Here is an 11,858-nt window from a genome sequence, read left to right as displayed (position 1 = left end):
GTTGACAGTTGACAGTTGACAGTTGACAGTTGACAGTTGACAGTTGACAGTTGACAGTTGACAGTTGACAGTTGACCGCAAAAGGGCGACCTCTAGCTGGAAGGAAGAGGATTGGAGTAATGAATAGTCTTCTTTTAATTTCTCCCGATCAGGCTTGGGGCTTTAAACCAATTCTTTCTGGTAAGGCCGTGTAAACTTTCCCCATAGCAGATAATATTTCGACAAAACCAGCCCAAACCGAGAAAGCCTATACTCAGAAACCCGGTTTCGAGCATAAATCTTGGGTTTGACAGCGAAGTATCTGTAAACTACCCGCTGCTGGCGAGTCAGACGGCTGGTTTTGTACCGCTTTTAGTCGAGTTTTCTGCTAAAGTTCAAGTCCGCGCGCGATCGAAAAACTTCCTAAATTCTCAATCCCTATCTAAAAATTATGAAAAAAGCCCGCGAAACAGCACGCGAACTCGCACTCCTCGGCATCAGCCAACTGCCGACGAATCCAGAACTCTTAGAAGCCAAAAAACTGCAAGATGTTCTCCTCGCCGCCATCCGTACCCTGACAACAGAAGTTCAAGAATCCTTAGAAGCCGCAGCATCCGAAGTGCAGCGGAGTAGCGACAAACTGCTTGCCAGCGAAATCCGTGCCGCCGATATACAAAGTGCTAGAGCAATGGTGCGGGAAGCAGTCGAACTCACCCAAACCGCAATCAACCGTCTCGGTTCAGCAATGGAGTTTCCAGAACTGATCCAGCTAGCCAACCAGCAAGATGTCCGCACCTATGCTTTGCAAATCCTGACGAAAGTCAGCGCCAACCGTGTTCAAATTGACGAATTGCTCTCGGAAGCCCTTGTAGACTGGCAAATAGAACGGTTGCCCCGGATCGATCGAGATATCATGAGAATCGCAATCGCCGAAATGCTATATCTCGGCTTACCCGAACAAGTCAGCGTCAACGAAGCCGTCCAACTCGCAAAACGCTACAGCGGCGACGAAGGACATCGCTTCATCAACGGAGTCCTCCGCCGAGTAGTCGATAAAATCAACGCAGAAGTTGTTAGTCCCTAGTCGTTAGTCAGTAGTCCTTAGTCAGTAGTCATTGGTCATTAGTGATTGGCAATCCGCAATCGGCTCTACACTAGGGACTGAGGACTAATGACAAAAAAAATGGGATACAAGCCTCCCCCTTCTAGGGGGACTTTCGGCTCGGAATCTCTCAGCGAGGTTTTTGCATAAACAGCACTGCATTTATTCAGGTCGGCTCTACAATTGTTTTATGTTAAATCTCACCTACGAGTACAAGCTCATTCCTACCGATACGCAACGCCAGACTTTCGACCAGTGGCTCAATATTTGCCGCAAGGTCTACAACTTTGCATTGCGAGAACGAAAAGATTGGGTTAATTCTCGTAAGTGTGATATCAACTCGTGCAGCATGAAGCAGGAATACATTATCACTGCTGATGCACCGCGTCCAACCTTTGCGGGCCAATGCAAATCATTAGCCCAAGCAAAGAAGTTAATTCCTGAGTTGAAATTGCCTCACACCCATGTCTTGCAGCAGGCGTTGCGCCAACTAGAGGCAGCGTTTGTGGCGATGTGGGAACGAGGACACGGTTTCCCTAGATTCAAAAAACGGATGCGCTCATTTGTGTTTCCTCAATTGAATCTAGAATCCGTTAAACAGTTTGATGGTACCGATTGGGTCAACCTACCCAAGATTGGCCCCGTAAAAATGCACCTGTCGCGTCCAATCCCTCAAGGGTTTGATGTCAAGCAAATTCGCGTTGTTAAGAGGGCTTCTGGTTACTATGCCATGCTAACTTTGCAATGTGATATCCAAGTGCCTCAAGCCTCACCTTCAGGGCATGGATTAGGGATTGATTTAGGGTTAGAATATTTTTTGGCAACTTCTGATGGTGAATTGATTGATAGACCTCGATTCTTTGTGGATGGACAACGCAAGCTGAAATTGCTGCAACGTCAACTCAAGCGCAAGAAAAAAGGCTCTAGAAAGTTTCGTCAAATTCATCACCAAATAGCGAAGCACCACGAATACATCTCGAACAGTCGCAAAGACTTTCATTTCAAGACCGCACATCATTTATGTACCTGTGCCCAAACAGTATTTGCTGAGGACTTGAACCTCAAAGCAATGTCAGCCGGAATGCTGAGCAAGCACACGCTTGATGCAGGGTTTGGTCAGTTCTTGAATATCTTGAGCCATGTTTGCTTTAAGCGAGGTGCGTACTTTGCGTCTGTAAACCCGAACGGAACAAGTCAAACTTGTCCCTTATGTCAAACCAATACAGGCAAAAAAGAACTATCCGAACGGGTACATAAATGTCAAACCTGTGGCTATGAAACGAATCGAGATGTTGCAGCCGCGCAAGTGGTGTTGCAGCGTGGATATACAGCGGTTGGGCAAATCGCAGTGAATTTTGGGGAGGGGAAGCTACATGAGTAGTCCCAATGAACCAAGAATCCTCGTGCCTTCAGGCCGAGGAGTTGTCAATAATAACTATTCTCTATTCCCAATGAACTATGGTATTTAATTGGTTTCGTCGCCAGTACAGCGAAAATAAATCTTCTGAAACAGAAGCAACTCCCGAACAGCCGCCAGATGATTCGGCAAAATCCGCACCGGTTGAGCCTCAAACAGATGCAGCAGAGCAAGACTCTCCTGCTGTAGCGGAAGATTATCTCAATTGGGCAAAAGCTGCTTACAAAAATATTCAAAAACAGCAAAAACCCGAAACAGAAGTTTCCGAGACAGCAGTGCCCGATGTTCCAGCAGCCGAAGCAGAAATCGCGACAGTTGCAGAAGTTGCAGAACCGGCGACTATTGAAGCAACCGAGACCATCGAACTTGAACCAGCAACCACAGCACCAACTGTTGCAGAAGTTCCAGAAGTTGCAGCACCCGCAACAGTTGAAGCTACCGAGGATCTCGAACTCGATGCAGCAACGCCAGCAGAAATTGCAGAAACTCTGCAACCCACAGCCGGGGCGCTCGACATTGCACCTATAGCTCAACAATTAGAAGTTACAGCAGAAAATATAGAAATTGCCGAACCTGCAACTGAGGTTGTAGAAACCGAATCACTCGCATCCGACGGCCAAGCAGCCGAAGCCCTGCCGTTTTGGGCCCGAGCTCAGGCCGATCGCATGGAGCGCATCGAACGCCTCAAAGAAACCGCCATTGAAGAACCAGACGTAATTGCAGCCGCCGCCGAGAGAGCGGCAATTATCGAAGAAATTCCCGGTTTCGCCTTTGACGAAGGCTTCCTGTGGTCTTCAGAAATCTTAGCCAGTCAAGGCCGCCGCCCAGACCAAGTATCAGTTGAAGAAATCACTTGGCTGCAAAAACTGCGAAAAGGCTTAGAAAGAACTCGCCGCAGCTTAATTAATCGACTAAAGGCGATCGTAGGTCAAGGCCCGCTCAATCAAGACGCGGTAGCGGAAATTGAGACTTTGCTCCTGCAAGCTGATGTCGGAGTCGCAGCCACCGACATCATTATCACTCGCCTCCAAGAAAGACTCAAACAAGAAGTGCTGCCGCCAGAACAGGCTCTAGCCTACCTGAAAACCATCCTGCGCGACATTCTGGACGCTCCCTGTGCCGAAACCGCCGCCGGTAATCCCCTCTACAGCCTGACATTTGCCCCGGAAAAAGACACTTTTAACATCTGGTTAATCGTAGGAGTCAACGGTGCGGGCAAAACTACGACGATCGGCAAACTAGCGCACATTGCCCAAAAATCCGGCTACAAAACCCTAATTGCCGCCGCCGACACTTTCCGCGCCGCCGCCGTCGAACAGGTGAAAGTTTGGGGTTCCCGCAGTGGGGTCGAAATTATTGCCAACCCAGGGAAAAATACCGATCCGGCTGCTGTCGTGTTTGATGCGATCGCCGCCGCCAGCGCCCGAGGCACAGAACTGTTGATCGTAGACACCGCAGGCCGCCTGCAAAACAAAAAAAATCTGATGGACGAATTAAGTAAAATCCGTCGCATTGTAGATAAGAAAGCCCCAGGCGCTACCGTAGAATCTCTACTGGTCTTGGATGCCACACTGGGTCAAAATGGTTTGCGACAGGCAGAAGTGTTCGCAGAATCGGCAAAATTAAGCGGAGTAGTATTGACAAAACTCGACGGTTCTGCTAAAGGTGGTGTTGCCCTAGCCGTAGTGCAGCAGCTTGGTCTGCCCATCCGCTTTATTGGAGTCGGGGAAAGCATCGAAGACTTGCGCCCGTTTTCTAGTTACGAATTTGTGGAAGCCCTACTCGATTTTAGATTTTAGATTTTAGATTTTAGATTTTAGATCGGGTATCTGTGGTCGTCCCGATTTTTGGAGGCGGATACAGAGGTTCAAAATCTCAAATCCTTAACCTCAAACTACCATCGCAGGACTTGCGCCACCACGGGCGGCGAGTGAAAACTAAATACCTAGAAACAATAACTTCCCCTGTTCTTGCTGGTTTGGGTTCAAAGCGCCAGTAGCGTGTCAAATTAAGCTCAAATTTAGTATCAGTGTGCTGTCTGATTCCACATTCTTCCCTATCTCCCTGGCCCTCCTGGGCTGTTTCCTTCTCTTGTAGGGGCAATCCCACGCCCGGTTGCCCTGATATCTGAAGCCCCGACTCGTTTATGGGCTGGGCGGACACTCTTGGCACCGCCCCTACAAACCCGGGTTTTTCTGAAAATGAAACAGCCCTGCCTAGCCCTTTCTTAAGAAGGGCGACAGCAAATGGTTAAAGTCCCCCTTCTTGTTAAGGGGATGTAGGGCGTATCTAGACTAAGCTATAAACGAGATTTCTTGAGAATTTCCCACTTAAGTTGATACCAATGTCCTAGTACCCAACTTACTTCCTCAAACCAAACTGCTTGCTCGAAAAAAAACGGGTTTCTGTTCAAGTGGCCCGTAATATCAACTCCGCTAGGATCGGAATTGTAAAATCGAATCAACAGTCAATACTCAACTATAATTCAGTTCTTCGACTGACAGTCAACAGTCAACAGTCAACAGTCAACAGTCAACAGTCAACAATCAACAGTCAACAGTCAACAGTCAACAGTCAACAATAATTCCGGTGCAACCGGAATTGATATAAGTCCTCAATCATTCCTCCTCGGTCTAAAATCGAAAATCACAAATTTAAAATGACTGCTGTGCCTTTGCCTCGTCCCTCACCTCAACCTGCTGACCGCCCTCCGGGTCGCAATTCCACCGACGCGACGCCAGTATTTGCCCTCAAAGAACTGGTGGCGCGTTTGCACCGATATCAGCACAATGTTCAAGATATGTTGGGTTCGCTGGGATTTGCCCTGCGAAGTTTTAACAATCTCAACCAATTTTTGGAGTTGGTGCCTTTGGTGGCGACTCGCGTTACTGACGCCGACGGGGGAGCTTTAGTGCTGTTCAAACCCAACGGTCAAGTCAGGTTCCAGCAGTTACACTGTCAGGAAGGACGGCAGTGCCAAGATATGCGAAAAGCGCTGGAAATAGCCACCAGGCAAGCTACAGCAGGTGCGGGCGCTACTGCTGGAACGTTTTCGGAAACCTCTGGGCAAACTTCTAGTCTAGACCTGCAAGTCGGTCGTTATTTGGGCCCGGATGTTCATTTGTTTGGGGCGCCAATTTTAGTCAACAATTTGGAACGCGGACGGCTTTATGTTTTTAGCAGTGATCCGCAATATCTCTGGACTCCCAGCAGACAGAAATTAGTTCGGTTGGTGGCGGATCAAACCGCCGTTGCTATTTGCAAAGACGAACTTACTGTTAAGTTGGCGGAAAAAGACCGCTTAGACAGAGAGTTAGAAATCGGGGCGGAAATTCAATTGCGGCTGCAACCCCGCAGTTGTCCCAAAATTCCCGGTGTTGACGTGGCCGCCCGCTGCCAAACTGCTAGCAGAGTCGGCGGAGATTATTATGATTTTATTCCCGCTGACTATGACCCGATCGGCAAGGAGAATGAGGGGGAACACCCCCCATCCCTAATTAAAAATCTCAAGTCCAAAATCGACAAGGGCCGCTGGAGCATTGTCATCGGCGACGTGATGGGCAAAGGAGTACCAGCGGGCCTGTTGATGACGATGACACGGGGTATGCTGCGGGCGGAGGTTTTGAACCGCCACTCGCCGTCGAGAATTTTGCAACATTTAAACCGGGTTATGCACGCGGATTTGGAAAATTCCCACCGTTTTGTGACTCTGTTTTATTCGGAGTATGACCCGAAAACTCGCGTTTTATCTTACAGCAATGCTGCTCACCACCCGCCTTTGCTGTGGCAAGCTGCTACTAATTCGATTCTTCAGCTTGATACTTTGGAGGGAATGTTAATTGGGCTGGATGCTGATTCGCATTACCAAGAAGCAAGCGTGCAATTGCAGCCAGGAGATACTATTATTTATTACACAGACGGATTTACCGATGCTTCTAATCAAAGGGGCGATCGGTTTGATGAGGATAACTTGACCTCGGCTTTTCAGTGGGCCTGTCAAAATTACCAGCAGTCTGAAGAAATTTTGGATTATTTGTTCGATCGCGTACACCAGTTTATCGGCATCGGCAATCGTAACGAAGATGACATGACACTGGTTGTTCTGAGGGTAACACCTTTAGCAGGAGAAAATCACAATGATAGTTAATTTAATGCCGGAAATTACTGCTGGATTAACCAGTTCGATTAATTGGAACGATGTCGCTCACGTGTTAGTTTTGAAATCTCATTTGAGTTCGACGGTGGTTTTGGCTCAAAGTTACGAAATTTTTACGAATTTCCAGAAAGCTTGGAACCATTTTGTTTCGACTGGTCAAATAGGAGCTTTTTTTATAGGTATTTTTGTGGGCTGGTTCTTTAAAGGAATTTTTCGTTAGAGTTCTTGTCGCAGAAGGTATATGGAACGGATTTAAAAGGTTTTTAGCCAAAAGTTCACTTCTTTCTGATGCAGCAAAACTTTCACAATTTTGTAGTCCAGACTTCAGTTTTTTCGTGTCAAAAGATGTATAAAAGTTTGTAGTCAGGACTTGAGTTTTTTCTTGCCGAATTGGGAATGGATGACTAAAGTCCTGACTACCAACCGGAGGAAGGACTTTAGTCTTTGCTAAAAATCGGTTTTTATAGACTTCTGCAAGAGAGATATAATCTAGTTTTAGCTTGAGCAATGACAACACAACAAAAAACTTGGAGTCAAAGATTTGAATCGGCGTTGCACCCGGCGATCGCCCGATTCAATGCTAGTATTGGCTTCGATATTGAATTGATTGAGTATGACTTGACTGGTTCTGTCGCTCACGCTAAAATGCTGGCCAAAACGGGGATTATTTCCGCAGCAGAAGGCGAACAGTTAGTCAATGGTTTGGAACAGATCCGCCGCGAATACCGCCAAGGACTTTTTGTTCCGGGAGTTGATGCAGAAGACGTTCACTTCGCTGTAGAGAAGCGGCTGACGGAGATTGTGGGGGATGCTGGGAAAAAGTTGCACACTGCCCGATCGCGCAACGATCAAGCCGGCACTGATACTCGCTTGTATTTGCGCGATCGCATCGCCGAAATTCGCGAGCAATTGCGCGAATTTCAAGGGGTTTTGCTCGATCTTGCCGATCGTAACGTGGAAACTTTAATTCCCGGTTACACTCATTTGCAGCGCGCTCAGCCGATCAGTTTGGCTCATTACCTGTTAGCTTATTTTGAAATGACCGATCGCGATTGGGAACGTCTCGGCGATATCTCCAAGCGGGTGAATGTTTCGCCTTTGGGTTGTGGCGCGCTGGCGGGGACGACTTTCCCGATCGACCGACATTATACTGCCGAACTCTTGCATTTTGACAAGGTTTATGCTAATAGCTTAGATGGAGTGAGCGATCGAGATTTTGCCATCGAATTTCTCGCTGCAGCCAGCTTGATTCTGGTACACCTGAGCCGATTGTCAGAAGAAATGATTTTGTGGTCTTCTCACGAATTTGGATTTATTACGCTCAAAGATAGCTGCGCTACGGGTTCTAGCATCATGCCCCAGAAAAAAAATCCCGACGTGCCGGAGTTGGTGCGGGGCAAAGCGGGACGGGTGTTCGGTAACTTGCAAGCCTTGTTGGTAGTAGTGAAGGGACTTCCTTTGGCCTACAACAAAGATTTGCAAGAAGATAAAGAGGCTTTGTTTGATACCGTCAAAACGGTACAGGGTTGCTTGGAAGCAATGACCATTTTGCTGCGGGAAGGAATCGAGTTTAATGGCGAGATCCTCGCTGCTGCCGTTACGGAAGACTTTTCTAACGCTACAGACGTAGCCGACTACTTGGCCGCCAAAGGCGTTCCCTTCCGGGAAGCTTACAACCTTGTCGGCAAAGTCGTCAAAACTTGCCTTTCGGGGGGCAAACTCCTCAAAGATTTGACACTTGAGGAGTGGAAAGACTTGCACCCAGCCTTTGAGACAGACATTTACAGCGCGATCGCACCTCAGCAAGTGGTGGCGGCTCGCAATAGTTACGGGGGTACCGGGTTTGAACAAGTGAGAAAATCACTTATCGCTGCGCGCGATCGAATCGCCTAAACCTCGTTGAATTATTGGACAAATTCCGGCTGGCTATCTCTACGAAAGAACGATCGTGTTTTCCACTCTGGTTCTAAGTTCGGCAGATAGCCTGACTCAATTAATCTTCAGCAGCAGCCATGTCTTTGTCTCTGCCGCCACCGCTCATGGCGCCCATGCCACCGCCGTTACCGCCGTCAAATCGTCTTCTCTTGTTGGAGAACATATCTTGATTTCTCCGCTTGCGAAACTTGCGAGCGTATGCTTGATTTCGTTGTGCCTTCTCTTTCTTGAGATTGCGGCGCTTAGCCATTCTGACCTCACTAATAAACATTGACAGTCCCCGGGCTTTCACGCACGGGGATTCTTAAGTTTGACACTCTGTGCACTCTTGGTGACTGAGATTCTTGGTTCAGCGAATTCACTTGCTTGTGACAGGATTTCTCCCGCCCAAATATAGGTGTCTTCTCCCCAAGCGTAAATTCCGGTATGCCCTACCGTACTCGATCGGTTCTCTTTCTGTAGCTAGGTTTTGTTCAAATTTAGCTTTCGTGACGCTGCCACAACAATCGCAAGCGATATGGTTTAGGCTTCTGAGTCCTGTTAAGGAGATCGAGAACTTCCTTCAAGGTACTCCAATCGTTTCCCTCTAAGGCGTTTTAAAGTGAGGAACACGTCCAGCCCCACTGATATTATCAAAAGGAATTGGTTCGTCTCGTTGTCCACCCCTCCACAATCTCATAAGCATAGCTTATGAGATTGTGGAGGGGTGGAATCAGGAGTCTGACGCGCCTTTTATCCCACACTAACCTTCGATCGGTATAGTGTGGGGATTCCTGTCTGCCTAGCTAAACCGCAACACCGTTAGGTGTGACTACGCACTCAACTAATCCAGTTAAGTTATTACGTGGGCTAGTTATACTCAATTTTAGACCGATGACGATCATAGCACACCCGGTACAAGACCCAGAAAAAAGAACACCGGGATTCAAGTCGCTGGGAATATGGGTGCGATGGGACGCAATGTAGTCAATCTTGCAGAATATTTCTATAAACTCTTGACCAAATACGACAAATGACGATTTATCCCGGTGACGTAGCTCCTCTCTTCAGCCTGCCCGACGCGCAAGGCAATATTTTCAATCTTGCAGATTTTCGAGGGCGGCGAGTTGTACTGTATTTTTACCCTAGGGACAATACCCCTGGCTGTACTAAAGAAGCTTGCGGCTTTCGCGACATTTACTTACAGTACCAGTCGCGCAATATAGCAGTCCTCGGTGTCAGTACAGACGGGGCCGGGGCCCACGCCAAGTTTGCAGCTAAATATCAACTGCCTTTTCCCTTGCTGTGCGACTTAAACGCCGAAGTTGCTAACGCCTACGGCTGTTACGGACTCAAAAAGTTTATGGGAAAAGAATTTATGGGAATTACTCGATCGACCTTCGCGATCGACCCTGATGGTAGGATTGAAAAGGTTTACCGCAAAGTCAAACCAGAATCTCACGCAGCGGAGATATTAGCAGATTTGCCAGACCTCTGGCCTGAATGAAAAATTAAAAATTAAGACTCCGGAGCTGCGAGCTAGGATGTCTGAATTTACTTTCTCCTAAACAAGCTTTTGAGTTTATGCGTCGATTGTGGCAAATTGTACAAACTGTGCTGGGACTGATTTTTCGACATCCCGTCACTGGTGCTGCGGTGATTCCCGTATTGCCTGACGGGCGAATTGTGTTAATTCGCCGCCGCGACAACGGTCGCTGGGGACTGCCGGGAGGTATGGTGGATTGGGGAGAGGATATTCCCACAACTGTGCGCCGGGAATTAGCGGAGGAAACAGGACTCGATTTAGTCAAAATCCGTCGCTTGGTGGGTGTTTATTCGGCTGCCGATAGAGACCCTCGCCTGCACTCGATTTGTATCGTGGTGGCAGCAGAGGTAGAGGGCAAGATGCAAGTTCAGGATACCCTTGAAGTAAGCGAGGTTGAGGCTTTTTTGCCCGCATCGCTGCCGGAGGGCGCGCTCAGCCACGATAACGACCAACACTTACAGGACTATTTTCAAGGCTTGACAACTGTGGCGTAAATTGGCGGGGCATCCCAATTTGAGAAAAGTCGGAAATTACCTCGCGGTCAAAAGTTGTCTGTTATGAATGTGGAATTAATTTTCACTGTTTTCCTACTTTTATTCACAAACTCTGAACATTAAATTAATCATCTTTTTATTACTAAATATTTAACCGGATGTACTCACCGCTACGCAATTCTCGGGTCAAACTCTCTGTAGGGCAAATCTTTTGGCACGAAATCGGTCAAGGCCCGAATTTAGTATTTTTGCACGGTTCTTGGCACGACAGCAGTCAGTGGCTGAGGACGATCGAACATTTGAGCCCCTACTACCACTGCTTCGCACCGGATTTGCTGGGGTTTGGCGACTCGGAACGCCCGAATCTTCATTATTCGATCGACTTGGAAGTAGAATGTCTCGCCCAATACCTCGATACTTTGAAGTTGCGACAGGTTTATTTAATCGCTCACTCTCTGGGCGGCTGGGTGGCCACCAGCTACGCTATCAAATATCCCGATCGAGTTCAGGGTTTGGTGTTGTTGGCCCCAGAAGGCGTCAAGGTTGGCAACCGGCGGGGGCGGTGGCAGACGGCTAGCTGGCTGATCGGTCAACCTCCGCTGGCTTTGTGGTTGCTACGATCGATCTATCCAATTGCTAGGTTGCTGGGTAGCCAAAAAAAGATTGACGGATTGCTAAAGTTCAGACAGCAGTTGATGCAGTCCCCAGTTGCCGTGCAGTTGCTGTTCGGGCGGCGGCGGGCGGAAATTACAGCGGAATTAGTTGAGGAGAATTTGCCTTTGCTGAAAGCGCCTGTTTTGCTGTTGCACGGTTCTGAAGATACTCCCGCAGCTTCGTCTTTGTGTCAATCCTTTGCTGCTCTGGCTCCTAATGCCGAACTGCAATTGGTAAGTCCGGGGGAAAGCAATTTGCCGCAGGAAGTCCCGGATGTTGTTGCTAAATATATTCGCGAGTTTGCTAAGTGAATTGGGCATCGGCCAAACAGGGCATCGGCCAAACAGGGCATCGGCCAAACAGGGAATTGGGCATTGGGCATCGGCCAAACAGGGCATTGGGCATTGGGCATCGGCCAAACAGGGCATTGGGCATTGGGAATTGGGAATTGGGAATTGGGCATCGGCCAAACAGGGCATCGGCCAAACAGGGCATTGGGCATTGGGCATTGGGCATTGGTAACAGTCAACAGTCAACAGTCAACAGTCAACAGTCAACAGTCAACAGTCAACAGTCAACAGTCAACAGTCAACAGT

At 48.2% G+C, this 11,858-nt stretch carries 12 protein-coding genes; 11 read left to right on the top strand and 1 reads right to left on the bottom strand.

What is annotated here, in order from left to right; all coding sequences use genetic code 11:
* Positions 1-430: 430 nt before the first annotated feature.
* The 7 genes from nusB (at position 431) to argH (ending at position 8,547) form a co-directional block, all read left to right on the top strand.
* On the top strand, positions 431-1,063 hold the full coding sequence (gene nusB / locus QUA16_RS33140; RefSeq protein WP_333103525.1) for a transcription antitermination factor NusB: 633 nt from the start codon (positions 431-433) through the stop codon (positions 1,061-1,063).
* Positions 1,064-1,271: 208 nt separating this feature from the next.
* The gene (locus QUA16_RS33135) at positions 1,272-2,462 is read left to right on the top strand and encodes a transposase (protein ID WP_333103524.1); all 1,191 of its coding nucleotides are present in this window, start codon (positions 1,272-1,274) and stop codon (positions 2,460-2,462) included.
* 77 nt (positions 2,463-2,539) lie between these two features.
* Positions 2,540-4,297 carry a signal recognition particle-docking protein FtsY gene (ftsY, locus tag QUA16_RS33130; RefSeq protein WP_333103523.1) on the top strand — a complete coding sequence of 586 codons (1,758 nt, stop codon included), beginning with the start codon at positions 2,540-2,542 and terminating at the stop codon, positions 4,295-4,297.
* A gap of 584 nt (positions 4,298-4,881) precedes the next feature.
* Positions 4,882-5,082, top strand: a complete 201-nt coding sequence (locus tag QUA16_RS33125) for a hypothetical protein (protein WP_333181661.1) — start codon at positions 4,882-4,884, stop codon at positions 5,080-5,082.
* 75 nt (positions 5,083-5,157) lie between these two features.
* The gene (locus tag QUA16_RS33120) at positions 5,158-6,645 is read left to right on the top strand and encodes a PP2C family protein-serine/threonine phosphatase (protein ID WP_333103521.1); all 1,488 of its coding nucleotides are present in this window, start codon (positions 5,158-5,160) and stop codon (positions 6,643-6,645) included.
* Positions 6,635-6,874, top strand: coding sequence for a hypothetical protein (locus tag QUA16_RS33115; RefSeq protein ID WP_333103520.1), 240 nt, complete (start codon positions 6,635-6,637; stop codon positions 6,872-6,874). The genes QUA16_RS33120 and QUA16_RS33115 overlap by 11 nt, the downstream gene beginning before the upstream one ends.
* A gap of 287 nt (positions 6,875-7,161) precedes the next feature.
* On the top strand, positions 7,162-8,547 hold the full coding sequence (gene argH / locus QUA16_RS33110) for an argininosuccinate lyase (protein WP_333103519.1): 1,386 nt from the start codon (positions 7,162-7,164) through the stop codon (positions 8,545-8,547).
* A 100-nt stretch (positions 8,548-8,647) separates the two neighbouring features.
* Here argH and QUA16_RS33105 read toward each other — a convergent pair whose 3' ends face one another.
* Positions 8,648-8,839, bottom strand: coding sequence for a hypothetical protein (locus tag QUA16_RS33105; protein WP_190738786.1), 192 nt, complete (start codon positions 8,837-8,839; stop codon positions 8,648-8,650).
* A gap of 762 nt (positions 8,840-9,601) precedes the next feature.
* Between QUA16_RS33105 and bcp the strand changes: the two genes are divergently transcribed.
* The 4 genes from bcp to QUA16_RS33085 form a co-directional block, all read left to right on the top strand.
* A complete protein-coding gene (gene bcp / locus QUA16_RS33100; RefSeq protein WP_333103518.1) occupies positions 9,602-10,075 on the top strand; it encodes a thioredoxin-dependent thiol peroxidase in 474 nt (157 codons plus the stop codon).
* A 77-nt stretch (positions 10,076-10,152) separates the two neighbouring features.
* The gene (locus QUA16_RS33095) at positions 10,153-10,608 is read left to right on the top strand and encodes an NUDIX hydrolase (RefSeq protein ID WP_333103515.1); all 456 of its coding nucleotides are present in this window, start codon (positions 10,153-10,155) and stop codon (positions 10,606-10,608) included.
* Between the two features lie 158 nt (positions 10,609-10,766).
* Positions 10,767-11,573: an alpha/beta hydrolase gene (locus QUA16_RS33090; RefSeq protein ID WP_333103512.1), complete on the top strand. Its 807-nt coding sequence runs from the start codon at positions 10,767-10,769 to the stop codon at positions 11,571-11,573.
* Between the two features lie 63 nt (positions 11,574-11,636).
* On the top strand, positions 11,637-11,858 hold a 222-nt coding region (locus QUA16_RS33085), incomplete at its 3' end, for a hypothetical protein (RefSeq protein WP_333181659.1).

The organism is Microcoleus sp. S13_C3 (assembly GCF_036700905.1).
GTDB lineage: Bacteria > Cyanobacteriota > Cyanobacteriia > Cyanobacteriales > Microcoleaceae > Microcoleus.
The sequence above is the reverse complement of the archived record's forward strand: the minus strand, read 5'-3'. Positions and strand labels throughout refer to the sequence as shown.

Coding starts and splice junctions, on each gene's coding strand:
- nusB (WP_333103525.1), top strand. CDS start 431: ATGAAAAAAGCCCGCGAAACAGCACGCGAACTCGCACTCCTCGGCATC.
- QUA16_RS33135 (WP_333103524.1), top strand. CDS start 1,272: ATGTTAAATCTCACCTACGAGTACAAGCTCATTCCTACCGATACGCAA.
- ftsY (WP_333103523.1), top strand. CDS start 2,540: ATGGTATTTAATTGGTTTCGTCGCCAGTACAGCGAAAATAAATCTTCT.
- QUA16_RS33120 (WP_333103521.1), top strand. CDS start 5,158: ATGACTGCTGTGCCTTTGCCTCGTCCCTCACCTCAACCTGCTGACCGC.
- QUA16_RS33115 (WP_333103520.1), top strand. CDS start 6,635: ATGATAGTTAATTTAATGCCGGAAATTACTGCTGGATTAACCAGTTCG.
- argH (WP_333103519.1), top strand. CDS start 7,162: ATGACAACACAACAAAAAACTTGGAGTCAAAGATTTGAATCGGCGTTG.
- QUA16_RS33105 (WP_190738786.1), bottom strand. CDS start 8,839: ATGGCTAAGCGCCGCAATCTCAAGAAAGAGAAGGCACAACGAAATCAA.
- bcp (WP_333103518.1), top strand. CDS start 9,602: ATGACGATTTATCCCGGTGACGTAGCTCCTCTCTTCAGCCTGCCCGAC.
- QUA16_RS33095 (WP_333103515.1), top strand. CDS start 10,153: ATGCGTCGATTGTGGCAAATTGTACAAACTGTGCTGGGACTGATTTTT.
- QUA16_RS33090 (WP_333103512.1), top strand. CDS start 10,767: ATGTACTCACCGCTACGCAATTCTCGGGTCAAACTCTCTGTAGGGCAA.